Source organism: Marinococcus sp. LNHM5E3-2.1, assembly GCF_056034365.1.
Genome location: NZ_JBQLIB010000008.1, coordinates 1 through 16144, shown reverse-complemented (window position 1 = coordinate 16144; position 16144 = coordinate 1). Strand labels below are relative to the sequence as shown.

General features: G+C 45.4%; 19 protein-coding genes. 7 read left to right on the top strand and 12 right to left on the bottom strand.

The features are described 5' to 3' along the window. Window positions 1-39 precede the first annotated feature (39 nt). A complete protein-coding gene (locus ACTRXH_RS10290; RefSeq protein WP_474261299.1) occupies window positions 40-387 on the bottom strand; it encodes a YflT domain-containing protein in 348 nt (115 codons plus the stop codon). 87 nt (window positions 388-474) lie between these two features. Next, complete coding sequence (locus ACTRXH_RS10285) at window positions 475-927, bottom strand: hypothetical protein (protein WP_474281990.1); 453 nt, start codon at window positions 925-927, stop codon at window positions 475-477. Between the two features lie 263 nt (window positions 928-1190). On the opposite strand from ACTRXH_RS10285, the gene ACTRXH_RS10280 reads away from it, so the two are divergent. After that, window positions 1191-3629: a putative bifunctional diguanylate cyclase/phosphodiesterase gene (locus ACTRXH_RS10280; RefSeq protein WP_474281988.1), complete on the top strand. Its 2439-nt coding sequence runs from the start codon at window positions 1191-1193 to the stop codon at window positions 3627-3629. 123 nt (window positions 3630-3752) lie between these two features. Here ACTRXH_RS10280 and ACTRXH_RS10275 read toward each other — a convergent pair whose 3' ends face one another. Then, complete coding sequence (locus ACTRXH_RS10275; protein WP_474261296.1) at window positions 3753-4013, bottom strand: metal-sensitive transcriptional regulator; 261 nt, start codon at window positions 4011-4013, stop codon at window positions 3753-3755. 229 nt (window positions 4014-4242) lie between these two features. Here ACTRXH_RS10275 and ACTRXH_RS10270 point away from each other — a divergent pair, with 229 nt between their 5' ends. Beyond that, on the top strand, window positions 4243-4878 hold the full coding sequence (locus tag ACTRXH_RS10270) for a class I SAM-dependent methyltransferase (RefSeq protein ID WP_474281986.1): 636 nt from the start codon (window positions 4243-4245) through the stop codon (window positions 4876-4878). Window positions 4879-4897: 19 nt separating this feature from the next. Here the strand turns inward: ACTRXH_RS10270 and ACTRXH_RS10265 are convergent, their stop codons facing one another. The 9 genes from ACTRXH_RS10265 to ACTRXH_RS10225 all read right to left on the bottom strand — a co-directional run bounded on the left by ACTRXH_RS10265 (window position 4898) and on the right by ACTRXH_RS10225 (window position 12622). Further along, entirely contained in the window at window positions 4898-5065 is a 168-nt protein-coding gene (locus ACTRXH_RS10265; RefSeq protein ID WP_474277779.1) for a hypothetical protein, read from the bottom strand. Window positions 5066-5097: 32 nt separating this feature from the next. Continuing rightward, window positions 5098-5646, bottom strand: a complete 549-nt coding sequence (locus tag ACTRXH_RS10260; RefSeq protein WP_474277777.1) for a DUF2812 domain-containing protein — start codon at window positions 5644-5646, stop codon at window positions 5098-5100. Between the two features lie 148 nt (window positions 5647-5794). Beyond that, window positions 5795-6229: a MarR family winged helix-turn-helix transcriptional regulator gene (locus ACTRXH_RS10255; protein WP_474261292.1), complete on the bottom strand. Its 435-nt coding sequence runs from the start codon at window positions 6227-6229 to the stop codon at window positions 5795-5797. Between the two features lies 1 nt (window position 6230). Further along, window positions 6231-7400, bottom strand: coding sequence for an MFS transporter (locus ACTRXH_RS10250; protein WP_474281984.1), 1170 nt, complete (start codon window positions 7398-7400; stop codon window positions 6231-6233). Between the two features lie 120 nt (window positions 7401-7520). Then, entirely contained in the window at window positions 7521-8501 is a 981-nt protein-coding gene (locus tag ACTRXH_RS10245) for a sodium:calcium antiporter (protein WP_474261396.1), read from the bottom strand. 277 nt (window positions 8502-8778) lie between these two features. Next, window positions 8779-9198, bottom strand: a complete 420-nt coding sequence (locus ACTRXH_RS10240; RefSeq protein WP_474281982.1) for a DnaJ family domain-containing protein — start codon at window positions 9196-9198, stop codon at window positions 8779-8781. Window positions 9199-9260: 62 nt separating this feature from the next. Then, window positions 9261-10328, bottom strand: coding sequence for an NAD(P)H-dependent flavin oxidoreductase (locus ACTRXH_RS10235; RefSeq protein ID WP_474281980.1), 1068 nt, complete (start codon window positions 10326-10328; stop codon window positions 9261-9263). A gap of 156 nt (window positions 10329-10484) precedes the next feature. Next, window positions 10485-11399 carry a methyl-accepting chemotaxis protein gene (locus tag ACTRXH_RS10230; protein ID WP_474281978.1) on the bottom strand — a complete coding sequence of 305 codons (915 nt, stop codon included), beginning with the start codon at window positions 11397-11399 and terminating at the stop codon, window positions 10485-10487. Between the two features lie 131 nt (window positions 11400-11530). Further along, complete coding sequence (locus tag ACTRXH_RS10225; protein WP_474281976.1) at window positions 11531-12622, bottom strand: GGDEF domain-containing protein; 1092 nt, start codon at window positions 12620-12622, stop codon at window positions 11531-11533. A gap of 182 nt (window positions 12623-12804) precedes the next feature. Here ACTRXH_RS10225 and ACTRXH_RS10220 point away from each other — a divergent pair, with 182 nt between their 5' ends. The 5 genes from ACTRXH_RS10220 to ACTRXH_RS10200 all read left to right on the top strand — a co-directional run bounded on the left by ACTRXH_RS10220 (window position 12805) and on the right by ACTRXH_RS10200 (window position 16109). Beyond that, window positions 12805-13335, top strand: coding sequence for a TetR/AcrR family transcriptional regulator (locus ACTRXH_RS10220; RefSeq protein ID WP_474277765.1), 531 nt, complete (start codon window positions 12805-12807; stop codon window positions 13333-13335). After that, window positions 13335-13646 (top strand): DMT family transporter, encoded by a 312-nt coding sequence (locus tag ACTRXH_RS10215; RefSeq protein WP_474261285.1) that lies wholly within the window; start codon window positions 13335-13337, stop codon window positions 13644-13646. Before ACTRXH_RS10220 ends, ACTRXH_RS10215 begins: the two co-directional genes overlap by 1 nt. A 16-nt stretch (window positions 13647-13662) precedes the next feature. Beyond that, window positions 13663-14028, top strand: coding sequence for a DMT family transporter (locus ACTRXH_RS10210; RefSeq protein ID WP_474281974.1), 366 nt, complete (start codon window positions 13663-13665; stop codon window positions 14026-14028). Window positions 14029-14226: 198 nt separating this feature from the next. After that, window positions 14227-15243 (top strand): DUF6612 family protein, encoded by a 1017-nt coding sequence (locus ACTRXH_RS10205; RefSeq protein WP_474281972.1) that lies wholly within the window; start codon window positions 14227-14229, stop codon window positions 15241-15243. 128 nt (window positions 15244-15371) lie between these two features. Continuing rightward, window positions 15372-16109 carry a class D sortase gene (locus ACTRXH_RS10200; protein WP_474281970.1) on the top strand — a complete coding sequence of 246 codons (738 nt, stop codon included), beginning with the start codon at window positions 15372-15374 and terminating at the stop codon, window positions 16107-16109. The last annotated feature ends 35 nt before the right edge of the window (window positions 16110-16144 follow it).

Genomic DNA, 16144 nt, shown 5'->3' with positions numbered 1-16144 from the left:
AGCCGCCTCCGTCTGGAGAGCGGCTCTATTCTTTCACTGTTAAATAATCGTGTTGACCCCTTCAGTGTCTGTCACAATGAGAAGGATCTTTCCTTCATCGAGTTCATCCTCGTACTCATGAGCTTCTTCCTGGGATAACCCAATTTCCTGCAGTTTGTTTCGGAGTTCATCACCTTTTTTGCTGAACATATTTCCTACTGCATTTTTTATTCCTTCTTCTTTCATGCCGACAGTGTTGGCATTCGCATTCTCCGCGATACGGCCGGTGCGGTCGTTATCGTGGGTCATAACGTACACGTTACTTTTATCAATGCCCTTCTCAGCTAAACGCTGAACGTCCTGCTGCAGAGCCTCGTCATTAGTGTATTCTCTCACGAATGGTTTCATAAGAACCTCCCTTTAATGTTTACTGCTATTCTAATAAACAATTCTGACTCTGTTTAAACCATTTCCCGGCAAACTCCCTCTTTTCACCTAGAGAGCGTGGGGGTCTATGTAGTCCAGAAACTTCGTTTCAAATAAATGTACATTATAGTTCACCAGGCCTACGACCGTTTTCGTAATAAAAGAATCCTCGTTTTCTTCTCCCGGCTCGTACGTGGATTTAATAATTCCGTACTCTTTAAACGTTTCATTGTGAATTGTTTTTAAATCTTCTCTCGTTTTTTCCAGATCCTTCACGGTGTAAGTAACCTGCGACCCTGCCTCACAGCAGTCCGGATACCGTCCACGAAGTAATTCTGCCGAGCGTTCCATAATGTTTAAAATAATCGCTGATTTATGCTTTTGAGATTCCATCGTTTCAGGCTGAAGCTTTTCAATATCCTTCATGTGATATTTTTCCTGAATGATAATATCATCCAGAAAAAGAATAATTGCATGGATCTTGTCTGAGATAAATACTACTTCACGGTCCTCTCCCTGCATTGCGAAACCACCTTTATTAATTTTTAGTTTAACCTATGCCGATCGCCCTAAAATCTATACCCCTTTTATCCTGAGATCATCCGGTAAATTTAAAAAAAGGTATAACTCTTTAAAATTTTGATTGCACATATATGTCTTAATATACATGTTAAAAATATAATAATTACATAAATAAGTTTGATTGATTTGTATAGCGCAAGGGTATATCGTTAGCTGTAAAACTATTTACCTACTTTTGACTGAATAAGGCAGGAGCAATGCTTATGAATTTATTGTCCGGAACCTATTCTATTTCTCTCATTTTTTTATCGGTGTTCATCGCCGTATTTGCTTCGTATGCTGCATTTCATATTGCCGGCCGCGTTGTACATACGAACTATGCAAATAAGCACTTATGGACTGCCGGGGGAGCAGTGTCTCTCGGGGGCGGCATCTGGTCGATGCATTTTGTGGCCATGCTCGCCTATGACATTGGCATGCCCGTTTCTTATGAACCGCTTTTTTTAACTTTAAGTATTCTGCTGGCCATACTTTCAAGCTGGGCTGCATTTGCCATTATTCAATTCACCCGGCCGCGGCTCCTTTATCACGCCGCCGGCTCCTGTCTCGTCGGAACGGGCATCATCTCTATGCATTACGTGGGCATCGAGTCAATGCAGATGCCAGCCTCCGTTTCCTACAATCCCTGGCTTGTTTTCCTGTCTATTGTCATTGCTGTCGGTGCTTCCTTTACCGCTCTCCGCCTGTTTTCTTCAGTGCCGGGCAACCCAAGCCGGTCTCTCAGCCAAATCGCTTATATGAGCAGCGCAGCAATTATGGGAGCAGCCATTTCAGGTATGCATTATACAGGTATGGCAGCAGCTTCTTTTCAACCAGATGAGGGCAGTGTAACGCCTGCTGGCACCGTTGATTCGCATATGCTTTCCATTTTTATCAGTGTCAGTATTACTGCGATTATTTCTATTGCTCTTATCGCTGCTTTTTTTGACAGAAAGATAGAATCAAGCGAAAGCCGCTATGGCCTGCTGGATGATTTGTATCAATCCATTATCCATTCGGCCAATGATGCCATTATTACGTTAGACGAATCCGGAAGGATAGTAGCCTGGAATCAGGCGGCCAGAACGATCTTTGGTTACAAGGAAGCTGACATTCTTGGCTCTTACTTTACCGCTCTCGTGCCTGAAAAATATAAACAGATCTACTGGCAACGGTTTGAACGTTACCAATCCTTACCTGACGGGGGCTCCTCCGGCAATACTTACGAATTGGAGGCCCTTCATGAAAACGGCACCTCTTTTCCTATAGAGCTTTCCCTTTCCGGACAGCAAAGCGGTACGCATTCTTACGTGACCGGTATCATACGGGATATTTCAGAGCGGGTCTGCTACCAAAAACGGATTGAAGAACTCATTTACCGTGACGAACTCACCCGGCTGCCCAACCGGCGAATGCTTCAGGAATATCTGGATGCCTGTCTGGACTCCGATGCTGAAAAGGGCCCCTCCCTTGCCGTTTTGTTTATCGATTTGGACCGCTTTAAAAACGTAAATGATAGGTTCGGCCATGCTACCGGGGATCTGCTGCTTAAAGAAGTGGCCGCCCGTATTAACAGCCTTCTTCAAAAAAAGGATCTTTTAGCCAGACAGAGTGGTGATGAATTCGTTGTGGTTCTTTCCCGTGTGGAAGGCTATCAGGCAGCTCATATGGCCGAAAGTATTCTGGATGTGTTGAATGACCCGATTATTATTGACCGCTTTGAAATGTTTGTGTCTGCCTCCATCGGCATCAGTCTTTTTCCTGAAAACGGAAAAAACACTGATGCTTTGATTAAAAATGCGGACACTGCGATGTATAAATCTAAAAACAAGGGCACGCACCATTATCGTTTTTTCACTGAAGATATGAATGAAAATGTCTCAAGAAAAATTCTGTTGGAAGCAGGGATGCGAAAAGGCATCGAGCGTAATGAATTCATTTTAGTTTACCAGCCGCAGATTGATACTCTCACTGGCGAAATTAAAGGGGTGGAAGCTTTAGTCCGTTGGGAGCATCCGGAGCTTGGATTAACTCTACCGGATGAATTTATTCCTTTAGCAGAAGAGACCGGCCTGATCATTCCCCTTGGCCGTTTTATATTGACAGAAGCATGCCGCCAGGCCAGAGCCTGGAAGAAAGAAGGCTTTTCCCTTTCCCGAATGTCCGTGAATATCTCCACTATTCAATTTCAGCAGAGCGATTTTTCTTCAACGGTGGCCGAAACACTGAAGGAAACGGGTCTCGAGCCGTCTGTGCTTGAGCTTGAACTGACGGAAAATATTATCCAGTATGCTACAGAAGCTGTCCCTGTTCTCCACCAGTTAAAAAATCTCGGTGTGAAGCTTTCTCTGGATGATTTCGGTACCGGTTATTCGTCACTTGGATATTTAAAGGATTTTCCTCTTGATACGCTCAAAATTGATAAAACATTTATTCAGGGCATGAACGGTGTTTCACGTGAAACAGCTATTGTCGAAAGTATTCTACACCTTGCAGGACAATTGAATTTTCATGTTATAGCAGAGGGTATTGAAACCCCGCTGCAATTAAATCTTTTACGACAGAAAAAATGTCATGAATATCAAGGTTATTTATACAGTCCGCCTGTTGCTGGAGATGAACTATTTAAAATGTATAAAAAAAACGACAATAGTTCATACTAAATAATCCGCGCTCTTCATGGAAGAACGCGGATTATAATCATTAAAAAGCTTGATCTATTCCCTATTTCAGTATATACTCAATAGCTTCTTTTATTTCTTTTAAAAATTCATTAACTCGGTTTATTATCTGCTTTTAACCAAAAGATTAACAGCTTCCTGGATCAGTTCTTCGCTGTCTTCCCCTTTTTCTATCTGTTCACGCACACATTCCTCGAGGTTCGCACTCACTACCAGACCGATCGCTCGATCGAGCGCTGTACGTGCAGCATTCATCTGAGAAACAAGCTCTTTACAGTCTTTTTCTTCTTCCATCATTCGAAGAACACCGCGGACCTGCCCTTCTACCCTTTTTACCCGGTTTTTCATTTGATCATTGTATTCCATGAAAGGCTCCTCCTTTCAAATAGAGTATTTATTTATACTGCCTTCATTTCTTTTCATTACCCGTGCGGGTATATAAAAAATATAAACGATGCTCTCCTGTTTGTCAAATATGTATCATATGCTGCGTACCGGCAGCTGCTGCCTCCCGTGATATTTTTCAGCCTTGCAATTCCCTTCTTTCTTTTTATATGATGAAAAGACTAAACTATACAGATAGCGGTGACTATTCGTGCTAAAAGACACAGGAGAACGAATCATCCCTTCACAAATGAAGCCGACCAACGGTATGCTGCTTGAGCATCTGGCCCGCTATTATTTTGCCATGCCGTACGCAAAGGGCCGCGTGCTTGATATTGCCTGCGGGGTCGGCTATGGGGCCCAGATGACAGCTAAAGGCAAAAAACGTGAGGTAGACTATGTGCTCGGCGTCGACATTGACGCTGAAGCGATAGCATTTGCCCAGAAGCACTATTATCATCCCCAGCTTTCTTTCCAGACAGGAGATGCTCTTGATGAGAATCTCCCCCTGCAGATAGGCACGTTCGATACGATTGTTTCCTTTGAGACCCTTGAACACGTGCCCGATGACCGTATCTTTATGAAACGTATGTACGCCCTCCTCCGGCCTGGCGGTACACTCATCGTTTCTACGCCCTTCGGCCAGGGAAGGCACAAGCCCAGCAATTCCCCTTTTCATTACCATCAGTTGACGACAGAGGAATGGGAAGAGCTCTTATCAAGAGAAGACTGGCCGTGGGAGAGGCTGCAGCTGTATTACCAGCAGGGAGTCGCTTTCGAACATCCCGCCCGTTCCGGTGTTCACTACCCTCTTGGCATCGCTGTATGTATTAAACCAGAGGCATAAATACAGCAAGATCCCGTGCCTATTCCGGCCGGGATCTTTTTCTGAGTTCGTTTCTTTCACGCAGTATTGCCAGCTCTGTCACGAGCTTTTTCTGGTCGTCATACGAAAGATTTCTTTCCAGCATTGCCTGAATTTCTGCAAAACGTTTTTTGTCCTCATCATTCAAATAGCGAAGCTCTTCTTCCATGAAGGCCTTCCTTTCATGTACAGGATAAAATATTATTCTGTGCCGGTACTGACAATCTGCTTAGCCTGAATGATGACAGTAAGCGTCCGGAGCCACCGTATCACGGTAAAGGCTACTATTCCCGTGAACAAAGAAAGCATAAAAAAGGCAAAATTCACCGCCATGCCCGGCAGGTTCAAATCAGTTATCACCAAAAGCAGAAATACTATAAACAAAAGAGCACTTACTGCAGCTGTAATCCCCCACCTCCGGCACTTTTTCCGGTACTCCTCCAAAAAATAAAGCGTCCAGTGGTCTTGAAAGGACGAAGCATCTTTCTCCCCTTCAAATATGTGGAGTACCGGGGAGGAACACAGAAGTGTCCATTCATCCTCAGAAATTTTCCGCAATCCCTGATAATCTTTCGACATGATGAACTGGTATTCCTTTTCTTCTTCCCTTACTTCCGACAAAGAATAGCCGAGCAGAGAGCAGTCCTGCACCTGCCATCCTTTTTGGCGCTGCTCCTTCAAACGGCTTTTTTCTTTATCGTAGGTAGTGAAAGGCATAAAAGAAAATAAAAATTTGGTTTCTCTTCGCAAGTAACTATACACCTCCTATATATGGAATATACACGGATAGAAATTAATAGGAATAAATGATGAAAGGCAGTAAACGACGGGGGAATAATCGAATTATACGAAGTATATACCTTTATGCTACCATGAGCCGCCTACTGTCACAAACACTCTACCCGGGCTCCACTTCAGCCCTCGCCCCCTCTGCCGCTCTTTCCATGAGCCTGAGAAGCGTTTGTTTTTCTTCCTCTGTAAACTCTTTTGTCATAATGTCTGTCCATTCCCGCATCGCTTCTGAAATCTCTTCTTCTATTTTCCAGGCCGCTTCAGAAAGAAAAACGATCTTTTCCCTCCGGTCCGAAACGCTCTCTTTCCGGTAAAGATATCCTTTTTCTTCGAGGCGTTTTATAGCGCGCGTAATTGTAGCTTTATCCATCACTATCTGCCTGGTAATGTACTCCTGAGGTACATTTTCCTGAGCGTATAACGTTAAAAGTACAAGCACTTCTGTATTCCCTAAACCAAAATGATTGAATCGTTTATCAATATATTGATGAGTGTAACGCTGAATAACAGCTGCCCATTTTCCCACAGAATAAACAGTCATACTATTTCTCCTCCTCCGGAGCTTTACGTTTCCCGAAAGCTTTAAACAGAAACACCATCGCTGCCACTACAAGAGCCGTGAGGCCGGAAAAGGCGTATATGAACTGATTGGTACCGACCGAACTGCCCGCCAGACGGCCGACAACATCCAGCACGAGCGGCGACATAAACTGCCCGAAATACATAAAGCTCTGCACTACCGCCATTGCTAAAGACATCTGGGCAGCGCTCGACACCTTCGTCACACGGTCAAAAATCAACGGAATAACTGTACCAAGCCCGATACCAATCAAAACGATCCCTATTGTGATCAATACTGCCTGTCCGCCAAAAGCGATAAGAACGAACCCGAGACCAGTTACAGCCAGCTGTAAAGGGACTGTCCATCTGCCCAGCCGGCTAGTGATGCTGCCAAGCATCGAGCCTGCGGCAAAGCCTCCTACGTTTAAAGAAGCAATCATCACCCCGGCCAGGGAAGCAGAAGCAATATTGCTCTCCTGCAGAAAGATTGCCATGTTCGTCGGAATGGAATAAAAGAATAAGAAGACAATAAACATACCGCCGGCAAGAGCAAAAATAGGCTTTTCCACTCCCCTCGATGAGCTGTCTTCTGACACCGATGCCGCTTCCGGCTTTTGTTTCGGAAGAAAAAGGAAGACAAGCACCAGCACCAGCAGGGCCAGGCCGTAAACTACAAATGTCAGCCTCCATAAGATACCTGCCAGTATGCCCGCAAGCACGATGGAGATAATACCGCCCAGCTGATTGGAGGCACTCACTCTTCCCATCATGACAGTTTTTTCTTTACCTTCGTAAAAATCTGGAATCAGACTCGTCGATATGGGCATGATCAATCCGACAGCAATACCGAGCACCGCTCTTGAAACGAGCAGCAGCCAAAGCGTTGGAGCAAAAGCCCCTCCCAGACCTCCAACGACATAAAGAATGAGTCCGGCTGTTAAAACAGATTTTTTGGACACTCGTTTCGTGAGCCGGCTTGATATAAAAGTAAATGGAATGATGAACAATGCGTGCAGGGTATTAATTAATTTAATCGAGGTTTCATTGGCATCCGGAAAAGCTTCAGAAATGGAACCGAGCGCCGGAGAAATAGTAGCTCCTCCCATAACGGTGATCAGCGAAATGGATAGTATAGCCAGCTTTTGAGACACTTTGATTACTCCTTTGTCTATATTTTACTCTACCCACCATATAAATAATTAGTTGCTCGTGCAACTAATACGCCTGGCCATGTTCTTTTGTTACTAAAAAAAGCAGGCGGCTGCCTGCTTTTACGTGCTTCCGTTATAAAATAAAATCGAAGCAATCATAACCATATAGCCGATCACGACTACAAGCGACGGCATCATGTAGGTGAACGCATTTTTGGTCCGGTCCCTTTTCACTATAATCATTACAAGAGCCGTGAGCACAAATCCGGCTACAGCGACCACTGTTGTCTGGTTGCTCGTATCTACCCATATGCTGCCCCCACGGTAAAATACGTCACCGATGGCTGTCACAAGCACATTGAAGATATTACTTCCAAGAATCGTGCCGATCGCCATATTCACATTAGCCAGCCGAAGTGCTACAAATACGCTGACGGCGTCAGGGAGGGAAGTAGCGGTTGCGACAAGAATACTGCCGACTGCCGTAGCGCTGATGCCTGTAGTGCTCGACATCAGGTCCCCGGATATAGAAAGGGCACTTCCGGATACAAAGATGATCGCAGCAAATGTGATAAATTTAATAACAGTGCGCCGGATATTTACATTCTGGTCCGGCGAAGCTTGTTTGCCCTCATCTGCAGTGTCGTTCTGCTTTTTAGATATATAAAGCATCCCGCCGGTGTAAATAGCAACAACCAGCAGACTGATCACACTTACCCCAAAAAAGGAGAGCGGGTAATGAAGTATCAGCCCGCCAGCTGTGACCACACAGAGCAGAAGAGCAATAACAGCCGTATAGAGATGGTCGTCTGATACTTTAAGAAACAACCGTTTGTTCCGGAAGTAAATATCCAGCAAAAACAAAAAGAAAATATTAAAAATAATACTTCCAAGTCCATTGCCTACAGCAATATCGGCATTGCCGATCACACTTGCCGAGATGGTTGCGGTTAATTCAGGAAGAGAGGTAGCAACGGCAAGCAGAATAGTGCCCGCCAGCAGCCCGCCAATCTTCGTATTTCTGCTGATAATATCTGCATAGCCTGACAATTTTACAGCTGAAAACACTGAAACTGCGGCAGAAAGTATAAATGCAACAATTGATAGCGTAGCGGTAATAAAGCATTGACTCCTTCCGTCTGTTCACGACCAATCACCTGGAACCTTAAATATTTAAGAACTCTTTCCCGTTTTACCCTCTCGAGTATAACAATAACCTTCTTTTCCTCTTTTTAATGAGAGAGGCTTCAGAGTTTTAAATGCTTTAAGCTTTGGAGCAACTAAAAAGTCTCCGCCAGCGGACGGAGACTGAAAGCACAGAAAACTGTAATCAAATCGACGTTTCACGTGGAACTTACACGCGCTTTTTCAGCAACTTTTAACGCCACCGCTCATACTGGCTGTGCAGGCTTTCTTTCTCTATTAAACGCCTTTGCAGACTTGGTGCTGGACAAAGCTGATTGTACCGGCGGACTTTTTTATTGATTTTACCGATTTCTTTTTTTATACGGCGATCAGAAATTGCTTCATCCGTCTGCTGCTTCAGCACCCGCCCGAGGTCCTCCCGGATTTCGCGCTGCAGCCGGACCCACGAAGGCACAAATCCGTTTCGCTTTAAAAGAGTGTCAAAGGTGTAGCTTTGCAGATACTCCTTTGTCAGCGGCCTGCCGCGTCCCGGCAGATTGTCAAAGCCACCCTTCTTTTCGTGCTCCCGAATCAATTCACCAACAGGGTCGCGGTACGTTAGTCCTTCTTTTTCCCCGGCGAGTCTCTCGTTGTAATCCTTCGATAACGCCATTCGTTCTGCTCCTTTGTTTTTATGATATTTTCATTTTAACAAACAGAACATACGGGGTGTTTCTAAAGGCTTTCCCATGTTTCCTCCGCCTCTTCCATGAGACGCTTAATCATGGCACCTGCCGGCTCCTGTACGCTCAGACGTGTGCCCTGACCGCTCCAGAGAGACATAAATGCAGGCTCGTTTTGTCTGGCCGCTTCTTTTCGAATCGGCTGTGTTAGCATATTTTGAATGGGGTACGGCGGCCAATTGTGCTCAAGCGCCTCCATCCATATCATCATTTTATTCGTAATTCCTCTAGCCGGCTTGCCGCTGAATATGGAAGTAACAGCGGTGTCCGTTTCTTTACTCATTAATACCGCGTCCTGATGGGCCTGCGGGGCGCCGCTTTCCCTGCTTGTTAAAAAAGCGGTGCCCATCTGCACTGCTCCCGCACCGAGGGCATGCGCAGCCAAAATACCGCGTCCATCCATAATTCCCCCAGCTGCAATTACAGGAATGTTGACCCCGTCCACCACCTGAGGCACTAAGGCCATTGTTCCGATCATCGCCTTCCCAAAGGATTCTGCAAAGGTCCCACGGTGCCCGCCGGCTTCACTTCCCTGGGCCACGACCGCATCCATCCCTGCCTGTTCATTTTGAACGGCTTCTTCAACTGTGGTGGCAGTACCGATCAAAAAGAGGCCGTTGGCCTTCAACCGCTCAATCTGTACAGCAGAAGGAATGCCGAAGGTAAAACTGCAAACCGCAATTTCTTCTTCTATAATAATTTCGAGCTGTTCTTCAAAGAAAGAAGACAGCTTTTCAGGCATTGCTTGAGGCTCCGATTTTAATTCTTTATGAATCAGGGAGAGCTTTTCATTGGCTGCCTGAACATCTTCAGCGATCAATTCCGGAGTTTCCGGCACGAAAACATTTACTGCAAACGGGCCCGACGTCTGCTTTTTCACAAGCTGAACAGCAGAGCGAAGGCTCTCTGCAGTCATATATCCGGCTCCTATAGTCCCAAGCCCGCCTGCTTTTGTGACTTCTGCTACTAATTCCGGAGTGGTGACCCCGCCGGCCATTCCGGCTTGAATAATGGGCTGTTCGATACGAAGACGCATAAGTAATTCAGGTCGTACCGCCATATGTGCTCTCTCCTTTATTACAATGTTTAATACAATTAATTGGAAATGTATTTATTATAGCATGACATATATTATATGTAGTTCATTTGAACTAAATCTAAAGTTTTACATGCATTTTTTGCAAATAAAAAAGCAGGGATGTTTGTCCGCTGCCTTTTATAAGATATGCCGGAATTGCTTTGCTCTTTCTTCGAGGCCTCTCGCTGCTGCGCCAATATGTTCGAATTCTTTTACAGCCTCCCTAATATGCTCCTGGCTGTTTTCCATTCCTTTTTGGGAACGGATCGTGCCCTCACTGATCTTACTCACTTCCCCAGTGATCCCCTCGACGTGACTGTTTACCTCCTGGATGGAGGAATGGGCTCTAGTCGCCAGCTTCCGTACTTCATCTGCTACTACCGTAAATCCCCGGCCGTGCTCCCCGGCTCTTGCAGCCTCAATCGCTGCGTTTAAAGCTAGCATATTCGTTTGGTCAGCAATTTCGCGGATCGTTTTTACGATTCCTCTGATAGAATCCGCCTGCTGCTCCAATGACTCCAGAATTGCAAGATTGTTATTCGCCTCCTGCACTACCTGCCGGGAGTTTTCAGTAATCTCACGACTTTTTGTCATTCCGTCCTCCGCCCTCTTTAACAGCTCCTCAGACATGTTCTGCACAGAATCTGACACCTTTGTCATTTCATCTTCCCGGAGGGTAATATCTGTCGCTGCCTTCAACACCGCATGGACATTCCCCGCGTCATCGAGCACCGGCATGTACGTAGCTTCAAGCCTTACCAGCTTACCGCTTCGCGTCATCCGCTGTATTTTATCCTGAAAGGATTTTCCCGCGCGAAGATCCTGCCAAAATCTTTCATAATCCCGGCTTGAGGCAAAATCCGGGGTGCAGAACTGCCGGTGATGCATCCCTGCCATATCTTCTTCATGGTACTCCATCACTGCAGCAAAATTGTGGTTTGCCCACAGCACCCGTCCATTGAGATCGAACTCAATGATAGCGAGCGATTGTTCCAGCGCACGTAAAACCTGGGACGTGTCTAATACCTGATCGTTATTTTTTGTTTTTTGCATGGTGAATACCTCTCTAGTTCTTTTTTATTATATATCATTAATACTTTATACCCAATAAACTGTTTTAAAAACACTTTTCCGAATATATATTTATAAAAAAGACTCAATTATTTATAAACAATAAAAAAGACCTATTTTATAAGGTCTTTTTTCGAGTACATGCATGTCTGATTACGACCCTGATTTTTTGCCTGATACAAAGCGTCGTCTGCCTGCTTAAACAGCTCTCTTTCCTCTACAGCTGTCTCAGGAAATATTGAAACCCCGGTCGACACAGTAATATACAATGTCTGATGATCCGTGAGGAAAGGATATTTTTCCACCCGCTCTCTTATTCGTTCAGCGATATCAACTGCTTGAAACGCTGGACAATTGGACAATATAACCGTAAATTCTTCTCCGCCTTTTCGGTACACAGAATCCTCCGGCCGGACCATTTCAAGAAGCACGGTGCCAAGCTGCCTTAAAATATCATCTCCAGCTGCATGGCCGTAACGGTCATTAATGTCTTTAAAATGATCGATATCGATAATGAGCAATGAGACTGCCTCCTTCATTTTTGAAGCCTGTTCGAGTTTTTTTGTTAACGAATACGCAAAGCTTCTCGGATTATCAAGGCCTGTAAGTGGGTCTTTTAAAGACTCTGCCCGGTACTTATGAAGCAGCTGATTGGAATAAGTCAGCCGCTTTACCATATATACTGCTGCAAACGCTCCGGTAAAGGATACAAACCAATAGCTGAGCACCACTTCCGTGTAAAGATTCACAGTATTCAGCTGGTATATCATAATAATGAGAAAGTAAATGTTGGAGCATAGAAGCATATAGAATGCTGCAAGCCACGGATTCCGTACCATCCGTGCGATAAAAATAGACACCGCCGTGCTGAAAATAATCATGCTGAGCGGATACAAAACAATCACCCCTCCACCGATTGCAAGACGGGAAAAGGAAATAATGACCGCAGCTGTTACTGCAGGCAACCATCCACCAAATAAAGCACTAACCATAATTGGAATATGACGCAGGTCGAGCAGGGTATATTCGTTAACCCTGATTCCAAATCCGATTAACACCATGCCGAGCACGCCAAACAATACGCCGGTAAACATCCTCATTGGAATGGAGGTTACACGTGAAAAGGAATGCTCCCGGAACACCTGGTAATAAAAAAAAAGGAATGTCACTAAAATGGTTAAATTAACAAAAAGTTGGCTAAACACCACGGCCTCCTCCCACCATTCAGGCCCCAGTCTGCGCCTCAGCGCTCCGCGGCTCCATCTTTTTTATACAGATCCTTGCACCAGTTATGGATTGGCGGTCTTCTTCTTCGCCTTTTATCCGTTCCTCTGGTACACTTTTTACTGCACCGTCCAGACTGTTAACTACTAAAGGAGAATCAAAAATGAGTAAACGAGTAGAGATTATGCATGCTGCCGCCCGCATCATTCGCAGGGATGGCTTTAACCGCCTAACTCTGCACGCTGTGGCAGATGAAGCGGAAGTGAGTAAAGGCGGTCTGCTTTATCATTTTCCAAATAAAGAACGGCTCGTATATGAAATGAATGCTTATGCGCTTGCCCGGTTTCATGAATTAATTGAAGAAAAACAAAGCTCTGGCGGAAGCTATATTAAAGCTTATGCGGAAGCAACGCTCGAAGAGCTTCGATCGGGAAGCAATTTTTTAATAAATGCGAGTCTGCTTGCCACCCTTGCTGATCACAAAGAGGTGCTCGATCTTTGGAAGGAATACAATGAACGCTGGCAGGCACTTTTTGCTTACGATGCTTTTCAAGCTGATGAAGCCTCGATGATCCGGCTGTTAAGTGACGGCATCTGGTTTTCACATATTTTTGAAATTAATACCATGCCCCTTGCGCAGGCTGAGCGTCTGCTTCAAAACCTTTTGAGACGCTTTGACGAAGGAGAAATGTAATGGTTTATGTGCTCATTATTATCTCTGTCGTATGCGAAGTATTCGCTTCTTCCATGCTCAAGCTTTCGTATGGTTTTACCAGGCTGCTTCCGTCTATTGGCTTTGCAGCCGGCATGGGTATTGCTTTTTACCTGCTCGCTCTCGTTCTTCAAACTCTTCCGCTCGGTGTCGTTTATGCTACATGGAGCGGCCTTGGCACCATTTTGACTACCTGCATCGGCGTTTTTTACTTTAGGGAAAAGATGAATCAAACGAACACTTTAGGTATTGTCTGTCTGGTAATTGGTATTCTTTTGATGAATTTAGGATGAAAGGAAGGAATAATGTATGCGTGCTGTTCTTTTATTACTTGCTGCGATTTTATTTGAGGTTATTGCTTCTACATCCTTGAAGCTTTCCGAAGGTTTTACCAACCTTATTCCCTCTCTGGCCGTTTTTATAGCATTTATCGCGGCTTTTTTCTTCCTGAGCCTCGCCTTAAAATCGATCCCGTTATCTGTTGCTTATGCTGTATGGGCAGGTCTTGGCACTGCCTTAACAGCCGTAGCAGGCATTTTGCTTTTTCAGGAGTCATTTGGATGGATGAAGGCTGCCGGCTTAATTTTGGTCATTTCCGGGCTTATTCTTCTTCATGTAAAAAATAGCCGCGGGGCGAAAAAAAGCAGATATTTCCCCCGTGCCCGGCATGCTTAAGCTCCCGCCGTTTTTTTAAGCCCGAAGCCTATATAAAATATGGCTGTATGGGCTTTTTTTCACATATTTTTTCACATATTTTTAAAAAATGCGTTTATTTCCGACATTTATAAGGTAAAATTACCATAGAATACCAGAAGCCAGTGGTTTACCACATAAGCTTTTGCCGAATACATGAAACAAAAGAAGGGACGAATAATGATGAAAAAATGGATAACAGGAAGCAGCGCCGGTTTTTTAGCTCTCGGTGTAATCGCAATACCCGCCCAGGCAGAAGAGATGAATGCAGGGGACGTTCTGCAGCAGTCAAATGAAACTATGGCTGAGCTCGACAGCTACTCTGCCACCACCGAAATTTCACAGGAAATTACAAATGCCGCTGGCGAAGGGGAAACAACAACAAACAGCTCCACATCGGAACAGGATATTACGATGGACCCTTTCGCTCTCCACCAGACAACTAATACGGTCGATCCGGTCAGCGGTGAAGAAGTGTCCACAGAAATGTACTGGACAGAAGACGGTTACTACGTAGAAATGCCGGATGGCAGCTGGACAATGATGCCCGGAGACATGATGGGTGGCATGGAAGAGATGACCACAAATCCAGGCATGCATATGGGAGCTTCAGAGTCCTTTGCTGACGAGATGGATGTAGAAGAGACCGAGAACTCCTACGTGCTCACATACGAAGGAAGCGGTGAAGAGATAGAAGAAGCAGCCAGTAAAATGATGCAGTCGGATATGGGAAGCGGCATGGCTGATGAGGAAATGATGGAAGAGACCTGGAGTATGATTAATATTCAGGACGTATCCATGAGTTTGACCGTAGATAAGGAAACGCATTACATGACAGCGAGCACCATTAATCTGGATGCTTCCTATGAGATGGAAGAAATCACAACAGACATGAACCTGACAGCTGATTCCACCTATTCCAACTTCAACAGCGTCGGTGATATTACTGTGCCGGAGGAAGTCATGAATGAAGCTGTACCGATGGATGAAATGGAAGGCATGGACGGAATGAACGGCATGGAAGAGATGCCTGAAGAAGGCATGTCTGAGGATGGTGCTTCAATGGAAGAAGGCGCTGAAGGCGGAGAAATGCCTGAAACAGCAAGTACCGATCCGGCCTATATGGCTGGAGGCCTGGCCCTTGCAGGCCTGGCCGGCGGAGCTCTGCTTTGGACAAGACGCCGCCAGCAGGCATAATAACCTTTCGAGCGCGCAGCCTTCACCTCTTGGGTGAAGGTTGTTTTTTTCTCCACGGACCATGTATTATGGAAATAATAGTAATGCCTATTGCAGTCTGTTATGTCCTTTTACTGGAGTGAGCCTATATGGAAAAAGTATTTATTGCAATGATTATTATCGGGCTGAGTATTACCGGATATTTCGGATACCAGTGGTTTGATGCCAGAGCAGGCGTAGATAAAATTTCCACCAACGAAGAAGACGTTATCACTGATTCTGCGAATGAATCAGCGGAAGCCCCGGACGATAATAACTCCGAAGAGCAGGATGATTCCTCCAGCGTGGAAGCTGCTGGGGAACCAGGAGCCTATACGCTTCCTGAAGGAAACAATACAGACACGACACCTAACGAAGATTCCTCCGACAACAGCAGAGATTCGGCGGTGATGAGCGATGAAATAGAGCAATGGGATAAAGGTGAAAATGTAGCCAAATTAAAAATTCCGGAGCTTGGCAACTCTTATTCCGTCTATTGGGGTACAGATGATACATCGCTTGATCAGGGCGTTGGTATGTATGTCAGTGAATGGACAACCACTCCGGACGAGTCACGCCACACGGTGCTGAGCGGCCACCGGGACACGGTTTTCACCGGGCTTGACGAACTTGAAGACGGGGACTCTCTTATCGTCGAGTATGAAAACACCCAGTACGTTTACCGGCTGCAGAAAACATGGGTGACGGACGCAGAGGACCGCTCTGTCATTGTCGACAAAGACGAGCCGACGCTTACGCTCACCACCTGCTATCCTTTTGACTATATCGGCAGTGCTCCTGATCGTTACATTGTAGAAGCAGAACTTGAACAGACGAACAGTCTTTAAGCACCTAAAACGGCTCCGCTGGCTGGCGGAGCCGT